The sequence below is a fragment of the Leisingera caerulea DSM 24564 genome, assembly GCF_000473325.1.
GTDB lineage: Bacteria > Pseudomonadota > Alphaproteobacteria > Rhodobacterales > Rhodobacteraceae > Leisingera > Leisingera caerulea.
In genome coordinates this window covers 1,579,302-1,599,967 of record NZ_KI421513.1, presented here as the reverse complement: position 1 = coordinate 1,599,967, position 20,666 = coordinate 1,579,302, and the positions used below count along the sequence as shown (strand labels likewise).

Annotated in this window: 21 protein-coding genes; 15 read left to right on the top strand and 6 right to left on the bottom strand. The window is 67.2% G+C overall.

Annotated features, from left to right (window positions below; genetic code table 11):
• Positions 1 to 651 carry a carbonic anhydrase gene (locus CAER_RS0115110; protein ID WP_027236157.1) on the bottom strand — a complete coding sequence of 217 codons (651 nt, stop codon included), beginning with the start codon at positions 649 to 651 and terminating at the stop codon, positions 1 to 3.
• Between the two features lie 177 nt (positions 652 to 828).
• Between CAER_RS0115110 and CAER_RS0115105 the strand changes: the two genes are divergently transcribed.
• From CAER_RS0115105 to CAER_RS0115095, 3 genes are all read left to right on the top strand, one after another.
• Positions 829 to 1,188, top strand: a complete 360-nt coding sequence (locus CAER_RS0115105) for a hypothetical protein (RefSeq protein WP_051357783.1) — start codon at positions 829 to 831, stop codon at positions 1,186 to 1,188.
• An 84-nt stretch (positions 1,189 to 1,272) separates the two neighbouring features.
• Positions 1,273 to 2,655 carry a leucyl aminopeptidase family protein gene (locus tag CAER_RS0115100; RefSeq protein WP_027236155.1) on the top strand — a complete coding sequence of 461 codons (1,383 nt, stop codon included), beginning with the start codon at positions 1,273 to 1,275 and terminating at the stop codon, positions 2,653 to 2,655.
• A gap of 5 nt (positions 2,656 to 2,660) precedes the next feature.
• On the top strand, positions 2,661 to 3,485 hold the full coding sequence (locus tag CAER_RS0115095) for a C40 family peptidase (RefSeq protein ID WP_027236154.1): 825 nt from the start codon (positions 2,661 to 2,663) through the stop codon (positions 3,483 to 3,485).
• A 95-nt stretch (positions 3,486 to 3,580) separates the two neighbouring features.
• Here the strand turns inward: CAER_RS0115095 and CAER_RS0115090 are convergent, their stop codons facing one another.
• The 3 genes from CAER_RS0115090 to CAER_RS0115080 form a co-directional block, all read right to left on the bottom strand.
• Positions 3,581 to 3,925 carry a DUF2794 domain-containing protein gene (locus CAER_RS0115090; RefSeq protein ID WP_051357782.1) on the bottom strand — a complete coding sequence of 115 codons (345 nt, stop codon included), beginning with the start codon at positions 3,923 to 3,925 and terminating at the stop codon, positions 3,581 to 3,583.
• Positions 3,926 to 4,040: 115 nt separating this feature from the next.
• A complete protein-coding gene (locus tag CAER_RS0115085) occupies positions 4,041 to 4,730 on the bottom strand; it encodes an ArsR/SmtB family transcription factor (protein WP_027236152.1) in 690 nt (229 codons plus the stop codon).
• Between the two features lie 77 nt (positions 4,731 to 4,807).
• Positions 4,808 to 6,490, bottom strand: a complete 1,683-nt coding sequence (locus tag CAER_RS0115080; RefSeq protein WP_027236151.1) for a Y-family DNA polymerase — start codon at positions 6,488 to 6,490, stop codon at positions 4,808 to 4,810.
• 146 nt (positions 6,491 to 6,636) lie between these two features.
• On the opposite strand from CAER_RS0115080, the gene CAER_RS0115075 reads away from it, so the two are divergent.
• Positions 6,637 to 7,119 carry a c-type cytochrome gene (locus CAER_RS0115075; RefSeq protein WP_027236150.1) on the top strand — a complete coding sequence of 161 codons (483 nt, stop codon included), beginning with the start codon at positions 6,637 to 6,639 and terminating at the stop codon, positions 7,117 to 7,119.
• A gap of 29 nt (positions 7,120 to 7,148) precedes the next feature.
• Here the strand turns inward: CAER_RS0115075 and CAER_RS0115070 are convergent, their stop codons facing one another.
• Positions 7,149 to 7,766 carry a TetR/AcrR family transcriptional regulator gene (locus CAER_RS0115070; RefSeq protein ID WP_027236149.1) on the bottom strand — a complete coding sequence of 206 codons (618 nt, stop codon included), beginning with the start codon at positions 7,764 to 7,766 and terminating at the stop codon, positions 7,149 to 7,151.
• 146 nt (positions 7,767 to 7,912) lie between these two features.
• Between CAER_RS0115070 and mbfA the strand changes: the two genes are divergently transcribed.
• The 9 genes from mbfA to CAER_RS0115025 all read left to right on the top strand — a co-directional run bounded on the left by mbfA (position 7,913) and on the right by CAER_RS0115025 (position 17,041).
• Positions 7,913 to 8,887 carry an iron exporter MbfA gene (mbfA, locus tag CAER_RS0115065; protein ID WP_027236148.1) on the top strand — a complete coding sequence of 325 codons (975 nt, stop codon included), beginning with the start codon at positions 7,913 to 7,915 and terminating at the stop codon, positions 8,885 to 8,887.
• 370 nt (positions 8,888 to 9,257) lie between these two features.
• Positions 9,258 to 10,181, top strand: a complete 924-nt coding sequence (locus CAER_RS0115060; RefSeq protein ID WP_027236147.1) for an AEC family transporter — start codon at positions 9,258 to 9,260, stop codon at positions 10,179 to 10,181.
• A 308-nt stretch (positions 10,182 to 10,489) separates the two neighbouring features.
• Positions 10,490 to 11,323, top strand: coding sequence for an S-formylglutathione hydrolase (gene fghA, locus CAER_RS0115055; protein WP_027236146.1), 834 nt, complete (start codon positions 10,490 to 10,492; stop codon positions 11,321 to 11,323).
• Positions 11,324 to 11,341: 18 nt separating this feature from the next.
• On the top strand, positions 11,342 to 12,832 hold the full coding sequence (gene sthA / locus CAER_RS0115050; protein ID WP_027236145.1) for a Si-specific NAD(P)(+) transhydrogenase: 1,491 nt from the start codon (positions 11,342 to 11,344) through the stop codon (positions 12,830 to 12,832).
• The gene (locus CAER_RS0115045; protein WP_027236144.1) at positions 12,829 to 13,284 is read left to right on the top strand and encodes a YaiI/YqxD family protein; all 456 of its coding nucleotides are present in this window, start codon (positions 12,829 to 12,831) and stop codon (positions 13,282 to 13,284) included. The genes sthA and CAER_RS0115045 overlap by 4 nt, the downstream gene beginning before the upstream one ends.
• 288 nt (positions 13,285 to 13,572) lie before the next feature.
• Positions 13,573 to 14,535 (top strand): DMT family transporter, encoded by a 963-nt coding sequence (locus CAER_RS0115040; RefSeq protein WP_027236143.1) that lies wholly within the window; start codon positions 13,573 to 13,575, stop codon positions 14,533 to 14,535.
• A gap of 5 nt (positions 14,536 to 14,540) precedes the next feature.
• A complete protein-coding gene (locus CAER_RS0115035) occupies positions 14,541 to 15,161 on the top strand; it encodes an HAD-IA family hydrolase (RefSeq protein ID WP_027236142.1) in 621 nt (206 codons plus the stop codon).
• A 30-nt stretch (positions 15,162 to 15,191) separates the two neighbouring features.
• Positions 15,192 to 16,109 (top strand): ornithine cyclodeaminase family protein, encoded by a 918-nt coding sequence (locus tag CAER_RS0115030; protein WP_027236141.1) that lies wholly within the window; start codon positions 15,192 to 15,194, stop codon positions 16,107 to 16,109.
• The gene (locus CAER_RS0115025; RefSeq protein WP_027236140.1) at positions 16,106 to 17,041 is read left to right on the top strand and encodes an alpha/beta fold hydrolase; all 936 of its coding nucleotides are present in this window, start codon (positions 16,106 to 16,108) and stop codon (positions 17,039 to 17,041) included. Before CAER_RS0115030 ends, CAER_RS0115025 begins: the two co-directional genes overlap by 4 nt.
• A gap of 137 nt (positions 17,042 to 17,178) precedes the next feature.
• Here CAER_RS0115025 and CAER_RS0115020 read toward each other — a convergent pair whose 3' ends face one another.
• Positions 17,179 to 18,429: an MFS transporter gene (locus tag CAER_RS0115020; protein WP_027236139.1), complete on the bottom strand. Its 1,251-nt coding sequence runs from the start codon at positions 18,427 to 18,429 to the stop codon at positions 17,179 to 17,181.
• A 182-nt stretch (positions 18,430 to 18,611) separates the two neighbouring features.
• Between CAER_RS0115020 and zapE the strand changes: the two genes are divergently transcribed.
• Both zapE and CAER_RS0115010 read left to right on the top strand, forming a co-directional pair.
• Complete coding sequence (gene zapE, locus CAER_RS0115015) at positions 18,612 to 19,685, top strand: cell division protein ZapE (RefSeq protein ID WP_027236138.1); 1,074 nt, start codon at positions 18,612 to 18,614, stop codon at positions 19,683 to 19,685.
• The gene (locus CAER_RS0115010) at positions 19,682 to 20,587 is read left to right on the top strand and encodes a bestrophin family protein (protein ID WP_027236137.1); all 906 of its coding nucleotides are present in this window, start codon (positions 19,682 to 19,684) and stop codon (positions 20,585 to 20,587) included. Before zapE ends, CAER_RS0115010 begins: the two co-directional genes overlap by 4 nt.
• Positions 20,588 to 20,666: the final 79 nt, after the last annotated feature.

Genomic DNA, 20,666 nt, shown 5'->3' with positions numbered 1-20,666 from the left:
TCAGACCGGCAGAAAAGCCCCCGTCTTGGGGTCGTAGCATTCCAGCCCGCCCTCGCCGATATCGGTCCACAGCCCGTGCAGGCTCAGCTCCCCGGCCTTGACCGCCGATTCGATGAACGGGAAAGTCATCAGGTTTTCCATAGACGCGACAACGGCTTGGCGCTCAAACTGGCGCGCCTGGTCCACCGGGTCCTCGATATCCGCCACACCCTCGAATTTGGGCTTCAGGATCTCCATCCAGCGGCCGACAAAGCTGGTCTTCTCTTCCAGCTGCGGCGCCTGGCCCTTGCACATGTCGATGCAGCCCTGCACGCCGCCGCACTGCGAATGGCCCAGCACGATCAGATGCGCCACCTTCAGCGCGGTCACCGCATATTCCACCGCCGCCGAGGTGCCGTGATGGTCGCCGTCCGGCGCATAGGGCGGCACCAGGTTGGCGATATTGCGGTGAATGAAAAACTCGCCCTGGTCGGCCCCGAAGATCGAGGTCACATGCACCCGGCTGTCGCAGCAGGAGATTACCATCGCCCGCGGCCGCTGGCCTTCGGTTGCCAGGCGGCGGTACCAGCCCTGATTCTCCTCATAGGATGTGGCCTTCCATCCATGGTAGCGGGTCACCAGATAACTGGGCAGGGGTTTGGCAAATTCCATTGTCATGTCCTGTCAACATTCGTGTTGCCGGGCTTGATACCCTGCATTGTCCGCAAATTCGAGAGATTTGAACACCCTGCTGGAAACCTTTTGAAAACTTGTCGGGCGCAGATTGGCAGACGTGCCGTGGGGGCATAAAGAATTTGGGTGAAAGTGGTGGCCAATATACTAACAGTAATGCACTCGGAAACAGTGCGCCTCGATCCTGACAAACTCACCGCGCTGTATGAGCAGCTCGGCGAAACCGGCGCCGAGGACGTCGTCTGCCGTGCAATCGAAGAGATGGCTGTCCGCCTGACGCATTGCGAGCGTCTGTGGCGGCAGAATGAAATGGCGAACCTGCGCAAAAGCGCCCGGTCGCTGATCGCGATTGCCGATCAGATCGGCATGACGGCGCTGGCGTCGATTGCCAATGACGTGACCGCAGCCATCGACGCCGAGGATGCGCCGGCGGTAGCGGCGATTCTGTTCCGCCTGATGCGCGTGGGCGAACGCTCGCTGACCGCGGTCTGGGACCAGCAGGACATGACGATCTGATACCTCCGCTTCCCGCAGGGCTTGCAGGCCGCGCTGCGGCGGCTACTCTGGCGCATCAGAAATGATTGCAACCGGAGTATTTCGATGCCGCCAGTCTTTGCCGCAGCCGGCGCGGACGCCTGCCCTGTGCATGTTATCGCAAGCGACACTTTCGACAGCTGGCTCTCCAGCCAGCCGCAGCGCGTTCAGGCCTGGGCCAAGGCGCAGGGATTCACCGGCGCCTGCGGCCAGGCGCTGGCGGTGCCGGGCGACGATGGCGCCGTTGACATGGCCCTGGCCGGATACGGCAGCGCCGCCCAGCGCGCGCGCCGCCGCTTTGTACTGGCCGAAGCGGCGCAGAAACTGCCCGCGGGCACGTACCGGATTGCCTCCGGCCTCCCGGCAGAGGCCGCCGCAACCGAATCCCTGGGCTGGCTGCTGACCGGCTACCGCTTCGGCCGCTACAAGGAAGGCAAGGATGAGTCCGCCGCGCTGGCGGCTCCTGACGGGGTGGATGCCGCCGCCATCGAATCGCTGGCCGCCGCCGAATGCCTGACCCGTGACCTGATCAACACCCCCGCCTCCGACATGGGCCCGGCAGAGCTGCAGGCCGCGGCGGAATCCCTGGCGGAAGACTTCGGCGCAGACATCTCCACGATTCTCGGCGAGGATCTGCTGGCGCAGAATTTGCCGCTGATCCACACCGTGGGCCGCGCCTCGGACCGCGCGCCGCGGCTGATCGACCTGCGCTGGGGCGGCAGCGGCCCCAAGCTCACCCTGGTGGGCAAGGGCGTCTGCTTCGACACCGGCGGGCTGAACCTGAAACCCGGCAGCAGCATGGCGCTGATGAAAAAGGACATGGGCGGCGCCGCCAATGTCCTGGGGCTGGCGCGCATGATCATGGCCGCCGGGCTGGACCTGCAGCTCAGGGTGCTGATTCCGGCGGTGGAAAATTCCGTCTCCGGCCCCGCCTTCCGCCCCGGCGACGTGCTGACGTCGCGCAAGGGGCTGACGGTGGAGGTCAACAACACCGACGCCGAGGGCCGCCTGGTGCTGGCCGATGCGCTGGCCCTGGCGGCAGAGGAAACGCCGGACCTGCTGATCTCCATGGCCACCCTCACCGGCGCCGCCCGGGTTGCGGTCGGCCCGGACCTGTCGCCCTTCTACACGGACCACCATGCCGATGCCGCCGCCCTGTCCGCCACTGCGTCCCGCACCGCCGACCCGGTCTGGCGGATGCCCTTCCACGATCCCTATGAAACGATGATCGAACCCGGCATCGCCGATCTGGACAACGCACCGTCGGGCGGCTTTGCAGGCTCGATCACCGCAGCCCTGTTCCTGCGCCGCTTTGCCGGAGAGACCCGCTACATGCATTTCGACATCTATGGCTGGACCCCCAGCGCTGCACCGGGCCGGCCCAAGGGCGGCGCCCTGCAAGGCGCACGCGCGCTGTTTGCCGCGCTGCCGGACCTGTTGGAGCTGTGACCGGGATGGCAGACCGCCGCCGCACACCGGTGAACGAGCGCGTTGCCGCAGCCCATCTGCGCGATGCGCCGGACGGGCTGCTGCGCGCCGACGGCACCGCCGCCCGCATCGGCGTGCCGGTTGCGGATCTCCTCCGCGCACCGGACGGCACCCGCGACCGCCAGCTTGTCTATGGCGAGCCGGTCACGGTGTATGAGGACCGCGACGGCTGGGCCTTTCTGCAGGCGGCCAAGGATTCCTATGTGGGCTACGTGCCCGGCCCCTCCCTGACCGCGCCTTTCGAAGCGACCCACTGGGTCAGCGCCCCGGCCACCCACGCCTATACGGCAGATGATTTCAAATCGCCGGAAACCCATGCCCTCAGCCACGGCAGCCGGGTGCAGGTTCTGGGCGGCACCGGCCGGTTTTTGGAAACCACACTTGGCTTCATCCCCGCCCGCCACCTCTCGCCGCTGGGCGCCCACACCGGCGACCCGGTGACAGTGGCGGAACTGTTCCTCGGCACGCCCTACCTCTGGGGCGGCAACAGCCGCTTCGGCATCGACTGCTCCGGCCTGGTGCAGGCCGCGCTGCTAGCCTGCGGCACCCCCTGCCCCGGCGACAGCGACATGCAAGAGGCCGAGCTGGGCGGCCCGGCTCCCGCTGGAGACTACCGGCGCGGCGACCTGCTGTTCTGGAAGGGCCACGTTGCGCTGGTGCGGGATGCTGAAACGCTGATCCACGCCAATGCCCATGACATGGCGGTGGCCATCGAACCCATTGCTGCGGCTATCGAACGGATCGAAGCCCAGGGCGACGGCCCGGTCACCGCGCACAAACGGCTGGGATAGCCTCCGCCCGCGGCCGCAGGCGGTACAAAATCTTTCGAAGATTTTTGGCCGGAAAATTCAAATTTTCCGGTCCCCGCTCCGCCGCACCCCTGCGGCTACTCCACGGAGCGGATCAGCTTGCGCTCCAGCACCCTCAGCACGGTCTTCAGATCCGCCCCGCGCTTCAGGATATGACCGTCCATCCCGACAACCGCATACTGGCCCTGCCGGTTGCGCAGCTTGGGCCGCTTTTCGATGCGGTACAGCGGATGCTCCGCCGTGCGCCGGAAGACAGAGAACACCGCCAGATCACGCAGGGAGGCAATCCCGTAATCGCGCCATTCCCCGGCGGCGACCATACGGCCATAAAGCGTCATGATAACCGACAGTTCCCGCCGGTCAAACGCGACTTGCTGAGGAATGGGAGATCCGGGAAAAGGCTGCACCTGATCAAAGCTCATACCTAAAAGGTTGCGCCATTTCCCCGGCAAATCAAGGTTTTTAACATTCGATTTTTCGTGTGGTGCAGCAGGCGCACAGGCGCGGCGGGCCTGTTTTACCCGGCTTTCACGCCGCTCAGGCCTCCGCCAGCGCGCCGCAGTGCAGGCCCAGAATCTGCTCCAGCGCCACCCGCCCCGGTGCCGTCAGCATCAGTCCGCGCTTGTGCCGGTGCCGCTTGACCCAGCCGCTCGTCAGCGCGTGATCCAGGATCTGCCGCCCCATCGGCCCGGCCACATGCAGCTTGCGTTCGGTCCAGTCCAGGCAGGGCCGGGCAAAAGGCTGGCGGCCCGGCCGCTCCGGCAGCACCACGCCCAGTTTCAGCCACTCCCCGGTCGGCACGGCGCAGAAAGCCCCCTGTTGCTCCACCAGCATGCCGCGGTCCAGGAACGCGCCGGTCATCGCCACCGCCAGCGGGCCTGCCAGATGGTCATAACAGCTGCGCAGCTGCGCCAGCCCGCCCGCCTTGCGCTGCTGGGCGCGGTGCAGGCTGTCCGCAGGCGCAATCGCGGCCAGCTGCTCCAGCGCATGGGCCACTTCCGCGCCTGCCAGCCGGTGATAAACGCAGCGGCCGCGCTTTTCCGCCACCACCAGCCCTGCATCCTGCAGCAGCCGCAAATGCGCCGAGGCGGTCTGCGGCGTCACGCCCGCAGCCGCCGCCAGCTCCTTGTTGGTATAGGCGCGGCCCTCCATCAGCTCGCACAGCATCTGCGTGCGGCTGGCGTCGGCAATCGCCTGGCCCAGAATGTCGAAACGCGGTGTGATCATGCCCCCACTCTACGCGCGCCCTTCAAGCAGACCCAAGCAAAACCCTTCGCCGCGCAGCGAACTGTTGCGCCGCCCCGTCACGCAAACGAGCCATGGCAGAACCAGCCCGGCGACAGCGCGCCGCCATGGGCAAAGAACAGCCACAGCCGCGCGCCGCAGGCGGTGACCACGGTCCAGTAATCGCGCACGCCGCTGCGCCAGTTGGGGTCTTCCAGCCACCATTCCGGGGCAATCCGCTCCGGGCCTTCAGCCTCTGCCAGCTCCCAGTCGCGGCCGCGCCAGCGGAAGCGCTCCGGCACCTCAGGCCGGTCCGGCGCATGGACCAGCTCGGGCTGCCAGATCAGCAGCGGCCGCGGCCGCGGCGGCAACGGCCAGTCCCCAGCCGCGGGCTCCGACCAGGCGGCGGCCTGCACGGTAAAGGTCTTTTCCGGAATGTGGCTCTCCGCCGGGTGATAGCGGGTGACCGCCTCCAGCCCCAGCCGCGCGCCGATACGGCCGATCAGATCCTCCAGCGCCGCGCCATCCTCCTGCCGCGCCCGCGCCGCGGCGCCCGCTTCGGCATGGCCCGCGGGCGTGCGGGCGTGGATGGCCTCTGCCTGCAGCACCTCCAGCCGCAGCATGTCGATGCCATAGCCCGCATCAATCTGCTCCAGCTTCATCTCCAGCAGGGGCCGGATGCGGGCGGGGTCGCGGCTGGCACGGGCCAGACCGATGGCCACCGCCTCCATTTCCTGATCGCAGCGGTGCGCCTCCAGCCGCAGGCTGCGCGCGCCCTTGCCGCGCGCCTCCAGCCGGGCACACAGCCGCGGCAGCATCCGGTCGATGCCCGCCAGCAGATCCTCCATCAGCCCGATCGGCTCAGGCAGGGTCAGCCGCACCGCGAAATGATCCGGGCTGCGCGCGGGCGAAACCGGCTCCGGCGCGCTGCCCATCGCCTGATCCAGCCGCAAGACCAGCCCGCGCCCGAACCGGCGCGCCAGACTGGCCCGCGGCTGCCCCAGCAGATCGCCGATCCGCCGGAGGCCCAGCCGGTTCAGCTGCGCCACCGTGGCGCTGTCCAGCCGCAGCGCCGCCACCGGCAGCGGCGCCAGCGCGCAATAGGCCTGCCCGGGTTCGGCAATCCGCCCCATCTGCGGCGGCGGCGCCTGCAGCTGCGGCGCGGCGCCGCCGCGGGTCCAGTGGCGGCGCTTGGCGCCTTGCCCCGGGCTGCGCTTCTGCGCCCGGGCGCGGGTGGCGCGGGCCTCCTGGTCGATGGCGTCGCCGCTGCGGTCCGGCGCCGCCTCCTCGCCCGCGTAACGCGCCAGCGCCCAGGCCGCGCCCAGGGTATCGGCCAGCCCCATCTGCACGCTCAGCCCCATTTCCGCGCAATCGCGCCCCGCCGCCTCCATCAGCGCCGCCTCGCTCCCGAACAGATGCGCGCAGCCGGTAAGGTCGATGGTCAGCCCGTCGCGCTCCGCCTCCGCCACCCAGGGGCTGAACTTGCCCGCCCAGCGCCTCAGCGCGGCCAGGAATGCCGCCTCCGCCGCCGGGTTGCGCGGCCGCACCGTCAGGCCGGCGCACATCGCATGGGCATCGCGCAGCGGCTGGCCCGGCTGCAGCCCCTCTGCCAAAGCGGCGGCGTTTAACGCGGAAATAACCTGCGTGTTGGAAACTTCCTCGGCAACGGCCAGCGGCCCGTCAATGCCGCCGCGCTCTGCCCGCAGGATACGCTCCGCCCCAAGGCGCGGAAACCAAAGCGAAAGAATGCGGCGGTGGGGCATGGCAGCAGGCACAGGGCAACGGGTCAGGGCAATTGGGCAGGCAAGGGGCAGCAGGGGCCGGAAGGCCGCCAGATAACAGGAGGCACATACGGCATGTTCTTATTTTGTTCTTATTTCTCGATTCGGTCAATCCGCCCGGAGGCATCGTGACATCTTTCCGCCTGCACAAAGCCGCGGCCCTGCTCGTGGTGATCATAGCGCTGGCCATCGGCAGCACCGCCCCGGTAACCGCCCGGGACAGCAGCCACAGCAAGCATGTGACCAAGCGGATCGCGCTGATGACCTCGCAAAAGGCCGCCATGGATGTGCTGACCGGCATGACTGCCGGGCGCAGCACCTTTGACCGCAGCCAGGCGCGCGCGGCGCGCAAGCAGCTGATCCGGTCCACCGGCAGCATCCGCAAGCACTTCCGCAAGCCGCAGCTGGACCCGCGGTCCAACGCCCGGCCGCTGATCTGGCACGCGTGGAAGGATTTCAAGACCCGCGCCGAAACTGCCAAAGCCGCGGCCAAGGACCTCAACACCCGCTCGCTCAGCGGCCTGCGCCGCACCCTGCCCGGCCTGATGCAAAGCTGTCTCAGCTGCCACGAAACCTATCGCAGCACGCCCAACAGCTTCACAACACACTGACCGGATCCCGGCCCCCGCGGGCCGGTCTCTCAGGCGCCGAACCGGGCCATGAAGGTGTCGATGGCGCCGCTGATCACCCGCTCGCGCTCGGCTTCGGTGAATTCAGTGTCGATCTTGAACAGGAACCGCAGAAAGATATCCGCCTTGCACAGCTCGATGAACTGCGCGGCGGCCAGGTCGGCATCCTCGATCTTCAGCTCGCCGCGCGCCGCAGCGGCCTCCATATAGGCCTGGATCTCCCCGTGCAGCGTCATCGGGCCGCTTTCGTAGAACATCGGCCCCAGCTCCGGGAACCGGTCGGCCTCGGCCACGAAAATGCGGAACAGCTGCAGGCTGAAGCCGCCCAGCAGCACCCCGTGCACCCGCTCCGCCGCCGCCCGCAGCACCTCCTGCGGCCCGCGGGTGCCCGGCGCCAGCTCCAGCGACGCGTCCGCCTGCTGCACACAGGCAGAGCGCACCACCTCCATGAACAGCACCCGCTTGTCGGGGAAATAGCTGTAGAGCGTCGCCTTGGACACCCCCGCCGCCCTGGCGATATTGTCGACGCTGGCGCCTTCGAACCCATCCGCCAGGAAAACCTCGCGCGCGCCCTCCAGGACCTGGTCGAATTTCCGGCCGGTGCGCAGGACGCTGGCTTGCTGGTTCATGAGGGCTCCTCAGGATACGGGCTGCAGGGTGCAGGGCCTGCCCCTAATGTAATCCGGGCCGCCGCTTTGCAACAAGGCTGGCGCGCCATCTTGCGGCGGCATGGCGATCCGCTATATTTAGAATAATTCTAAACTAGGGGCAGACGATGCGGTTTTTCACTCAGCGCAAGCACTTTTCCGACCTCACCGGGCAGGAGATCCTGGCCCTTGCAATTGCCTCCGAGGAGGACGATGCGCGCATCTACCGCAGCTATGCGGCGCGGCTGCGGGCGGACTACCCGGCGACCGCAGCGATGTTCGACGGCATGGCCGCGGAAGAGGATGAGCACCGCGCCCGGCTGATTGCCCTGCACGAGGATCGGTTCGGCCCGGCGATCCCGCTGATCCGGCGCGAGCATGTGGCAGGCTATTATGCCCGCCGCCCGGTCTGGCTGATGGAAAACCTGAGCCTCGACCGCATCCGCGACGAGGCCCGCGCGATGGAGCGCGACGCCGAGCGTTTCTACACCGCCGCTGCCGCCCGCACCCGGGACGCCGCCACCCGCAAGCTCTTGGGCGATCTGGCCGCCGCCGAGGCCGGCCACCAGGCCCGCGCCGGTGAGTTGCAGGAGGCGCATCTGGACGACGGCACCCGCGACGATGAGGACCGTGCCGCCCACCGCCAGTTCGTGCTGACCTGGGTGCAGCCGGGGCTGGCCGGGCTGATGGACGGCTCTGTCTCCACCCTGGCGCCGATCTTCGCCACCGCCTTTGCCACCCAGGACACCTGGACCACCTTCCTGGTCGGCATGGCGGCCTCGGTCGGCGCCGGCATCTCGATGGGCTTCACCGAGGCCGCCTCGGATGACGGCGAGCTTTCGGGCCGCGGCTCTCCCATCAAACGCGGCCTGGCCTCCGGCATCATGACCACCGTGGGCGGCCTGGGTCACGCCCTGCCCTATCTGATCCCGGAATTCTGGACCGCCACCACGCTGGCGCTGCTGATCGTCTTTGTGGAGCTTTGGGCCATCGCCTGGATCCAGAACAAGTTCATGCAAACCCCGTTCTGGCGCGCCACCATGCAGGTGGTGCTGGGCGGTGCCCTGGTGCTGGGCGCAGGCGCCCTGATCGGCAGCGGCTAGACACGGCACTGAACACGGCAGCGGGGTACTCCCGCCCGCTCCGGAGCAGCCAAAGGCTGCCCCTCCCCGGTTGGGCCCGGCAGCGCTGACGCGCTGCGGGGGCGTATTCCCCCACCGGGCTTTCTTGGGTCAAGGGCGGTGCCGCCGCCGCGCCTTGGCGCGGTTCACCCTTGACGCAGGAAAGCCCGGTCACACAGTTGACCAGACGCTCTCAGCAAAAACCCTGCCCCGTGCGCAGCACGGGGCCACGCCCAACTGTGAAGGGCAGTCCCCGGACTGCCCATGAACCGGCGGGAGCGCCCCCGCCGGTTCAAAAAAACCGCCCAAAAAACAGCCTTTGCCAATTGGTCAGGTCTTGTTACCAATCCCCATGGCCGAGATCTTCTTCCGCACCCTGCCCTTCTTTGCAATCATCGGCCTTGGCTACTGGGCCGGGCGCAGCCGTTTCTTCACCGAAGAGGCCACCGCGTATCTCACCCGCTTTGTCTTCTACTTTCCGCTGTCAGCGATGATCTTCGGCTTCGCCGCCAACCTGTCCTTTGCCGAGGTCTTCGACCCCACGCTGATCCTCGGCTACCTGGCCGGCACGCTGGCGGTCTACCTGCTGGTGACAGCTGTCGCCATGGCCCGCGGGCTGGACATGCCCACCGCGGCGGTGGAGGCGCAATGCGCCGCCATCGGCAATGTCGGCTTTCTCGGCCTGCCGATGATGGCGATCCTGTTCGGCCCGGCCTCAGTTGCGCCGATGATGGTGGTGCTCAGCGTCGATCTGGTGGTGTTCTCCTCGCTGATCGTCATTCTGATCAACGCCGGCCGCGGCAACGGGCTGGGGATGGCAACGCTGAAACTGGTGGGGTTGGGCCTGCTGAAAAACCCGATGATCCTGTCCATCGTTGCCGGTCTTGCCTGGTCGGCCTCGGCGCTGCCGATCCCGGAACCCGCAAATGATTTCCTCACCATCCTCGGCGGCGCCGCCACCCCCGGTGCGCTGTTTGCCATCGGCGCCTCGCTCGCTTCGAAATCGGCCGAACGGATCCGGATCTCCGGCTGGCTCAGCTTTGCCAAGCTTGTGCTGCATCCGGCCTGCGTCGCCATCGCCGTGCTGTGGCTGATCCCGGCGGCGCCGTTCTCCGCCGCCGTCGCCATCGCCGCCGCATCGCTGCCGGTGGCGGGCAATGTCTACATGCTGGCGCAGCACTACGGCGTGGCCCCGCACCGGGCCTCTGCCGCCATCTTCATCTCCACCGTGCTGTCGATTGTCACCGTGCCGGCAGTGATCGCCTGGGTCTCCTGAAGCCGCCGCCCGGCCGCCGCCCGGCTGCCCCGGAAAGCTCCCGCGCCCGCAGGACACCCTGACTGGCGTCAGCGCGCCCTTGGCGGCCTTGGGCCCGGCCCGGCGCACAGCGCCGGGCCGGGCCCAACGGGAGCGGAGCAGGCCCCATGCTCCGGCGACGGGCGGGAGCCATGCCCTGCCTGCCCTCTGGATGTTTGCGGATTCGCAAGCCTTCTGCCGCAAAAACTGGCATTGCTGCCGCCCTCCCGCTGGACGCTGCGGCAATCTGCGGATAGCGATAGGGCTAACAGATTTGAGGAGCCTCACCCATGGAAACCGTTTCCGAGAACCGTGCCTTTGGCGGCACCCAGGGCGTCTACAAACACGCCAGCACCGCCACCGGCGGCGATATGACATTCGGCCTGTTCCTGCCGGAGGAGGCCAAGGACGGCCCGGTGCCGGTGCTGTGGCATCTGTCGGGCCTCACCTGCACCCATGAAAACGCCATGACCAAGGCGGGCGCCCAGGCCTGGTGCGCCGAGCAGGGCATCGCCATCGTCTTCCCCGACACCTCGCCCCGCGGCGAGGGCGTGGCCGATGACGAGGCCTATGACCTGGGCCAGGGCGCGGGCTTTTACGTGAACGCCACCCAGGACCCCTGGGCGCCGCATTTCCGCATGTGGGACTACTTGGCCGAGGAACTGCCCGCGCTGCTGGGCGAAAACTTCGCCATCGACCTGGACCGCCAGGCGATCACCGGCCATTCCATGGGCGGCCACGGCGCGCTGACGCTGGCGATGAACCTGCCGGGCCGCTACAAATCGGTCTCCGCCTTCGCACCGATCTCCAACCCGACCCAGTCCGACTGGGGCCGCAAGCAGCTGAGCGCCTACCTGGGCGATGACGAGGCAAACTGGGCCAAGCACGACGCCACCCTCCTGATGCGCGACAAAGGCTTCGACGGCCCGATCCTGATCGACACCGGCACCTCCGACCAGTTTATCGATCTCCTGAAGCCCGAGGCGCTGGCCCACGCCGTGGCCGAACGCCGCCAGCAGGCCACCCTGCGGATGCAGCCGGGCTATGACCACAGCTATTTCTTCGTGTCGACCTTCATGGAGGAGCATGTCTCCTTCCACGCCGACGCGCTGTACCAGAACTAAAAGACAAGGAACGCGGCCATGAGTGACGAATTTGATTATGACCTGATCATCATCGGTTCCGGCCCCTCGGGCCGCGCCGCCGCCATCCAGGCGGGCAAGCTGCACCGCCGGGTGCTGGTGATCGACCGCAAGGACCGGCTGGGGGGCGTGTCGGTGCACACCGGCACCATCCCGTCAAAGACCCTGCGCGAAACCGTGCTGAACCTCTCCGGCTGGCGCGAGCGGTCGTTCTACGGCCGCTCCTACCGCGTCAAGGACCAGATCGGCGCCGAGGATCTGAAGGCGCGCCTGCACATGACCCTCGATTACGAGGTCGACGTGCTGGAGCACCAGTTCAACCGCAACCATGTCGATACGCTGAACGGGCTGGCAAAATTCATCGGCCCGAATGAGGTGGAGGTCGCGACCGAGGCCGGCGAAACCACCCGGCTGACGGCGGAAAAGTTCCTGATTTCCACCGGCACCAAGACCTACCGCCCGGATTACGTGCCCTTCAACGGCAGGACCGTGGTGGACGGGGACGAGTTCCTGGAGATGGCCGAGATCCCGCGCTCCCTCACCGTGATCGGCGCGGGCGTGATCGGTGTGGAATATGCCACTATGTTCTCTGCCCTGGATGTGCGCGTCACCCTGATCGAACCGCGCGAGACCTTCCTCGACTTCATCGACAAGACCCTGATCCAGGATTTCACCCACCAGATCCGCGAAAACGGCGTCGACCTGCGGCTCGGCTCCGCCGTCGAAAGCATCGAGGACCGCGGCGAGCATGTCGAAGTCATCCTCGAAAACGGCCGCCATGTGCGCTCGGAAATGCTGCTGTTCGCGGCCGGCCGCATGGGCGCCACTTCCGCCCTGAACCTTGAGGCCGTCGGGCTCAAGACTGACCACCGCAGCCGCCTCAGCGTCGACCGCAAGACCTACCAGACCGCGGTGCCGCATATCTATGCCGCGGGCGATGTGATCGGCCACCCGTCGCTGGCCTCCACCTCGCTGCAGCAGGGCCGCGTCGCCGCCTGCCACGCGCTGGAAACCCCGACCCTGCCGGAAAGCCCCTGGTACCCTTACGGCATCTACTCGGTGCCGGAGATGTCCACCTGCGGCATGTCCGAGGAAGAGCTGAAAGAGCGCGGCATCCCTTATGAGGTCGGCGTCGCCCGCTTCCGCGAAACCTCCCGCGGGCACATCATGGGGCTGGAGCACGGCATGCTGAAAATGCTGTTCTCGCTGAAAACCCGCCGGGTGCTGGGCGTGCAGATCGTCGGCGAAGGCGCGACAGAGCTGATCCACATCGCCCAGGCGGTGCTGAACCTCAAGGGCACGGTGGACTACTTCGTGCAGAACACCTTCAACTACCCGACCCTGGCCGAGGCGTATAAGATCGCCGGCCTTGACGCCTTCAACCGGATGCCGATCCCGGAGGAGTTCAAGGTCAAGAAACCCGCCCGCAAAGCCAAGGCAGAGGCCAAGGCGGAGCTCCCCCCCGCGGCAGACAAAAAGGCGGCAGAGTGACCGCGCTCTACATCGACGCTGACGCCTGCCCGGTCAAGCAGGAGGCCGAGCGGGTCGCCACCCGCCACGGGCTGCGCATGTTCGTGGTCTCAAACGGCGGGTTGCGCCCCTCGCAGAACCCGCTGGTGGAAAATGTGATCGTGTCCGAGGGCGCCGATGTGGCCGACATGTGGATCGCAGAGCGCTGCGGCCCCGGTGATGTGGTGGTGACGGGCGACATCCCGCTGGCGGCCAAATGCATCGAGGCCGGCGCCCGCGTGCTGCGCCACAACGGCGAGCGCTTCACGGAAGCCAACATCGGCCAGCAGCTGGCGATGCGCGACCTGATGGCGGATCTGCGCGCCGCCAACCCGCTGGGCGCAGGCGGCAGCGGCAAGGGCTTCACCAAGGCCGACCGTTCGCGGTTCCTGGACGCGCTGGAGCGCGAGCTGCGCGCCGCCAAACAGGCCTGATCCCGGGTCAAGGCTCCGCGCAGCGGACCGTGCGCAGCACGGCTTGGCCTTGAGGCGGGAACAGGCCGACAAACACTCGGGCAGGCGCGTTCAGGGGCAGCCCTGCCCCTGAACCGCTTCTCAGCAAGAAACCCAAGCTTTCCCCAGCCCCCTCCCTCACTGGTCCGCGCCCCACAATTCCGGCCCGGAATTCTGCCCGGAAAAATTGCATCTTTCCGCCCCCCGCCCCATTGCCCGGCTGCACCAAATCCGCCACTGATCAAGGTCAGGGAGCAGGAGGCGGCACAGATGAGCGCAGAGGTTAAAATCAGCGTCCCCGGCCTGTTCGCCGCGGCCGGCGCGGGCATTGCCTTCTCCGTCATCGACATGATCTTCAAGTTCCTGTCCGGCGATTACCCGCTGTACGAGGTGGTCCTGTTCCGCTCCGTCATCGCGGTGGCCATCATGCTGGCCATCATCGTGCCGCTGGAGGGCGGCTACCACCTCCTGCGCACCCACCAGCCCAAGCTGCACCTTGCGCGCTGCCTGGTGGTGTTCTTTGCCAATATCTTCTTCTTCACCGGCGTCGCCATCCTGCCGCTGGCCGAGGCGGTCGCGATCGCCTTTGCGACGCCGCTGATCGTCACCGCCCTGTCGGCCCTGTTCCTGGGCGAGCGCCCCGGCCCCTGGCGCTGGGGCGCGGTGGTGGCCGGTTTCCTCGGCGTGCTGATCATCATGCGCCCCGGCGCGGGCACCTTCCAGCCCGCCGCCCTCCTGCCGTTCCTTGGCGCCTGCGGCTATGCCACCCTGCACGTGCTGACACGCCGCGCAGGCGGGACAGAGGCCGGCGCCACGCTCGCCTTTTACCCGATGATGGGCTTCCTGATCCTCAGCGCCCTGGCCGGCCTGGCCTTCGGCGACGGGCGTTTCGCCAGCGGCGACAGCCCCGCCTTCGACTTCCTCCTGCGCGCCTGGATCTGGCCGAACCCGCAGGACTGGCCCTACCTGATCGGCGCCGGCCTCGCCGGTTCCATCGGCGGCTATCTGGTCAGCCAGGCCTACCGCATGAACGAGGCGGCGCTGGCCGCGCCGTTTGAATACATCGCCATGCCGATGTCGGTCCTCTGGGGCGTGCTGATCTTCAACGAATGGCCCGGCCTGCCGGTCTGGCTCGGCAGCGCCCTGATCATCGCCTCCGGCCTGGTCTCCGTCTGGCGCGAGACCCGCCGCAGCCGCCCCGCCCCGCGGCCCCGCCCGCGCGCAGAAGGATAACCGCGATGCCCGTTGACGCCGTTGTTTTCGACATTGGCCGCGTGCTGATCGAGTGGGAGCCGGAACGCTTCTATGACAGCCGCATCGGCCCCGCCCGCCGCAAGCAACTGTTCGCCGAGGTCCCCCTGCACGAGATGAACCTCAACGTCGACCGCGGCCATCCCTTCCGCGGCAGCGTCTATGCCCTGGCAAAGCAGCACCCGGACTGGGCTGAGGAAATCCGCTGGTGGCACGATTGCTGGCTGCAGATGGTGCCGCGCGCCATCCCCCGCACGCTCCGCCTGATGCAGGCGCTGCAGGCCAAACACATCCCGGTCTTTGCCCTCAGCAACTTCGGCGCGGAGACGTTTGAGCTGGCCTGCGGGACCTACCCGGCCTTGCGTGGCTTTGACCGCACATTTGTCTCCGCGCATCTGAAATCGGTCAAGCCAGAGCCTGAAATCTATGCCATTCTCGAACGCGAAACCGGGGTGGCGCCGGACAGGCTGCTGTTCACCGACGACCGCCTGGAGAACATCGAAGCCGCCGATGCGCGCGGCTGGCAGACCCACCTGTTCACCAGCCCCGCGCCCTTTGCGGCCCGGCTGGTGCAGGCAGGCCTGCTGACGGAACAAGAGGCCGCCTGAGACGGCCCGCACAGGAGGTAAGACAAGCATATGAGCATCCCATTCATCGGTTTTGAGGAAGGCGAAGCGCTGCTCGATTGGGTCAGCTTCACCGGCGCGCTGGCAGCCAGCCACAGCCTGCCCAAGGCAGAGATCGGCGACACCTTCCTGTACCGCGATCCCGACACCGTGCTCAGCCGCTCCGCCTGGATCGACGGGCTGGGCATCGCGGTGAAGACCGCCAATATCTTCCCGCGCAACCCGGATGCGGGCAAGCCGATGATCAACGGCTCTGTCTGCCTCTACTCCGACACGGACGGCACGCTGGAGGCACTGGTGGACTTCCACCTGGTGACCAAGTGGAAGACCGCCGGCGACAGCCTGCTGGGCGCCCTGCGGCTGGCCAACCCGGACGCGCAAGAGGTTCTGATCGTCGGCGCGGGCACCGTCGGCGCCTCCCTGATCGAGGCCTTCGGCGCCGGTTTCCCGCAGGCTCAGATCCGGGTCTGGAACCGCACCGGATCAAAGGCGGAAGAGCTCTGCGCCCAATACCCCGGCACCAAACCCGCGCCCGATCTGGAACCAGCGGTGCGCGCCGCGGACATCATCGTCACCTGCACCATGTCCTCCGCCCCGGTGATCAAGGGTGAATGGCTCCGCCCCGGCCAGCACCTCAACATGATCGGCGCCTACCGCCCCGACATGCGCGAGGCCGACGACGAGGCGCTGAAGCGCGCGCAGATCTACTGCGACAGCTTCGACACCACCCTCGACCACATCGGCGAATTCAAGATCCCGCTGGCCGCAGGCACCCTCCAGCGCAGCGACGTGCTGGCGGATTTCTACGGCCTGGACAGCTTCCCCGCCTATGATCCGGCCCGGATCACCCTGTTCAAGAACGGCGGCGGCGCCCACCTGGACCTGATGACCAGCCACCACATCCTGCAAAAGTGGCAGGCAAAATCATGATATGGCTGCTGCTCCTTGGTGCAGCCCTACTGGTCCTGATCATCACCCCGCCGCTGCGTGAACGGCTGCGCAAGCCTGTTGATGCCAAGGCCCGGCAAACCGCGCCCGGCGCCTTTGCCCGGCTTTCCGGCGGGCTCACCCATTACCGCTGGACCGGCCCCCTGCGCGGCCCCGTCGCGGTCTGTGTGCACGGCCTCACCACGCCCTCCTTTGTCTGGAACGGCATTGCCAAGGGCCTGGGCGCCATGGGCTACCGGGTGCTGACCTACGACCTCTACGGGCGCGGCTACTCGGACCGGCCCCAAGGCCCGCAGGACCGCGCCTTCTTCCTCACCCAGCTGGAGGAGCTGCTGCAGGACCAGGAGGCCGGGGATGATGTCACGCTGATCGGCTATTCCATGGGCGGCGCCATCGCCACCGCCTTTGCCGCCGCCCATCCTGAACGCCTGCGCGAGCTGATCCTGCTGGCGCCTGCCGGCTTCGGCCGCAGCGAGGGCCGCATGACGCAGATCATCCGCCACGTTCCCCTGCTCGGAGACTGGCTGATGCACGCCATCTACCCGGCCCTGCACATCCGCTCGACCGGACGGGAACGCCAGCTGCCCAGCTCGGTGCCCGGCATCATCGACCTGCAGCAGCAGGAACTGCGCTACCGGGGCTTCATCCCCGCCGTGCTCGCCTCCCTGCGCGGTATCCTGAACGAGGATTTCACCGAAGAGCTCCGCAGCCTCCACAGCAAGGGCGTGCCGGCGCTGGCCATCTGGGGCCAGGAGGATGCGGTGATCCCGCCCGCCTCCGCCGGCCTGCTGGCCGAACGCGCCCGCTCTGTCCGGCAGGAGGACATCCCCGGCGCAGGCCACGGGCTGCCCTATACCCACACCGAAGAGGTGCTGGAGATCATCGCCGCAAACCACCGCCGCGGACTGGCGTGACATCCGCGGCGGGCCGCGTTTCCGCTTCACCTTTGCAGAAATACTACGGGGCAGCCATCGGTGCGCCATCGGTTCAAGCCCGATGGCAGCGGGCAGCGCCCAGGTTCCTCCGCCAGCCGCAAACGCAGCGTGCTGCGTTACGCCGCCACCGCAACCGGAGCCGCCGCCAGCGGCCGCTCCTTCACCGGCAGGTGCACAATCGCGCTGAACGCCCCGACGCCAACGCCGATCCACCAGACCATGGTGTAATCGCCATAGGCGTCATACATCCGCCCGCCCAGCCAGACGCCCAGAAAGCTGCCCAGCTGGTGGCTGAAGAACACGATGCCATAGAGCGTGCCCATATAGCGCAGCCCGTAGATATGCGCGACCAGGCCTGACGTCAGCGGCACCGTCGCCAGCCACAGGGATCCCATCGCAACCGAAAAGATGATGACGCTCAGCGGCGTGACCGGGAACAGGATGAACGCCGCCGCCGCAATGGTCCGCCCGGTATAGATCGCCGCCAGCAGGTATTTCTTGGAATGGCGCTTGCCCAGGTAGCCCGCCAGCAGCGTACCGCCCACATTGGCCGCCCCGATCAGGGAAATCGCCGCCGCCCCCAGCGCCGAGGTTGTGGTGATGCCGATCGCATGCAGCGCCCCGCCCGGCAGGATCGGCCCGCACATCTCGGTCACGAAGGCCGGAAAATGCGCGGTGATAAAGCCCAGCTGGTAGCCGCAGCTGAAAAAACCCAGAAAGATCAGCGTATAGGACGGATCCTTGAACGCCTTCATCAGGATGGTTCCCATGCTCTCTTCCAGCTCTGCCTTGCTGGCCGCCTCCGGCGCCCGCATCAGCGGCAAGGTCAGGATAAGCGCCAGCACCACACCGGCAAAGATCAGGAACACGCTCTGCCAGCTCAGGAAACCCAGCATCCACTCCGCCGCCGGCGCCCCGAAAATCTGCCCCGCGGACCCGGCAGCCGTGACAATCGCCAGCGACATTGAGCGGTTCTCGTCCGAACTCGCCCGCCCGACAACCGCCAGCACCACGCCAAACCCGGTGCCCGCAATGCCAAAGCCGACCAGCCATTCATAGGCCTGCATCTCAAACGGCGTCGTCGACCAGGCGCTCAGCACCAGCCCCGCCGCATAGACGATGGCGCCCATGACAATCGCCTTGCGGTCGCCGATCTTCTCGGCAATGGCGCCGAAGATGGGCTGCCCGATGCCCCAGGCCAGGTTCTGGATGGCAATCGCCAGCGAAAATTCCGACCGCAGCCAGCCGAACTCCTCGGCAATCGGGATCTGGAACACGCCAAAGGACGCGCGCACCGCAAAGCTCACCATGATAATGATGCAGCCCACGATCAGAACGGGGGTAAACAGCGGCGCAGAACGGTCCATCGGGTCTCTCCTGAGAAGCCTGGCGACCCTCGGTGAAATCCCGCCACCGGTCAAATCAGGAATTTTGCGCACACCATTAAGAATTTTTGATGTGACCCTCCCAAGATCATCTGCGGCCTGCATTGTTTCAATCTTGGCTGCCCGCGCTTCCCATCCTCCGCGCCCCGCGCTATCCCTTTCCCATGACCCATTTGAGCACGCTTTACCGGCAGAAGATTGATGCAGGCGACCTGAAGCCGGACCCGGCGCAGGAAGCTGTCCTCCCCCATTTCGACCGCATCGCCGAGGGCCTACAGGCGCCGCCGGTCAAGCGCGGCTTCTTCCGCAAGGCGCAGTATGAGCCGGTCAAGGGCCTCTACCTCTGGGGCGGCGTCGGGCGCGGCAAGTCGATGCTTATGGACCTGTTTGTCGACAGCCTGGACGGCATCCCGTCGCGCCGGGTGCATTTCCACGCCTTCATGCAGGAAATCCACGCCAAGATGCATGAGGCCCGCCGGAACGGGGTGGAGGACGCGCTGGCCCCGGTGGCGGCCGAGGTCGCGGAGTCGGTGCGGCTCCTGGCCTTTGACGAGATGCAGATCACCGACATCACCGACGCGATGATCGTCGGCCGCCTGTTCGAGGCGCTGTTCAGCGCCGGCGTCACCGTGATCACCACCTCCAACCGGGTGCCGGACGACCTTTATAAGAACGGCCTGAACCGGCAGCTGTTCCTGCCCTTCATCGACCTGATCAAGGCGCAGATGGAGGTGCACGAGATGGCCAGCGCCACCGATTACCGCCAGGACCGGCTGACCGGCGCGCAAGTCTATTTCGCGCCGGCCGACGCAGAGGCCCGCGCCCAGATCCGCGCGATCTGGGAGGATCTGTCGGGCGGCCCGGCGCAGCCGCTGACGCTGGAGGTGAAAGGCCGCGAAGTCACCCTGCCCGCCTTCCGCAACGGCGTGGCGCGGGCCACTTTCTATGACCTCTGCGGCAAGATGCTGGGACCGGGCGACTACCTCGCCATTGCCGAAGAGGTAAAGGTGCTGGTGATGGAGGACATCCCCCGCCTGTCGCGCAACAACTTCAATGAAGCCAAGCGGTTTGTGACCCTGATCGACGCGCTGTATGAGGCCAGGGTGCGGCTGATCTGCTCAGCCGCGGCGCAGCCCGAAATGCTCTATGTCGAGGGCGAGGGCACCTTTGAATTCGAACGCACCGCCTCCCGCCTGCGCGAGATGCAGGACAAGGACTGGGGCACGGCGGCGCCATGATCGTCCGCGACACGCCCAGCCGCTGGGAGATCTTCCTGATCCTGAACGGATCGGTGGTGCCGCGCATCCTGCCCAACATCACCGGCGCCGCGCTCTGGGCGCTGCTGGTTCTGGTGCTGGACCGCTATGTGGTTGCGATGCCGCAGATTTCCATCGCCGCGATGGGGGTCTTCGGCCTGTCGCTGTCGCTGTTCCTCAGCTTCCGCAACAACGCCGCATACGACCGCTGGTGGGAGGCGCGGCAGATCTGGGGCCGCATGGTCTCCGACGTGCGCAGCCTGGCGCAGGAGCTGCGGATCTTTGCAGGCAAGGGCCCGGACGAGGAGTTCATCCTGACCCGCATCCTCGCCTTCCACCATCTGCACCGCGCCCAGCTGCGCGGCGACGAGGTGGCAGAGACCGTCCGCCATTGGGTCGGGCCGGAGGACGCGGAGGCGCTGATGCAGAACGCCAACGCCCCGAACGCGGCGCTGCAGGACATCGCCACCCGCCTGCGGCAGATGGCAGAGGACGGCCGCATCGACGGTTTCGGCCAGCGCGCCCTGGCCGAACGCCTCGCCGCCTTCCCCGCCGCCCAGGCCGGGAACGAGCGGCTGCTGACCACGCCGCTGCCCTTCGTCTATTCGCTGCTGGTCTGGCGCACCACGTATCTTTACTGCCTGCTGCTGCCCTTCGCCCTCTTGGACAGCGCCGGCTGGTTCGAGCCGCTGGTGGCCGCGGTCGTGGCCTATGTGTTCTTCGGCCTGGCCGAGGTCACGCATGAGCTGGAGCACCCGTTCCGCAAGCAGGCCAATTCGGTGCCGCTCAGCGCCATGTGCCGGGTGATGGAAATCTCGGTCTGCAACGCCCTGGGCCGCGACGCGCCGCCCCGGCTGGAGCCGGTAAACCACGTCCTCGACTAGGGCCAGACAGCAGGAAGGGGGCGCTGCCCCCTCGGCCCTAGGCCTCACCCCCGGGATATTTACGGCCAGATGAACAGGG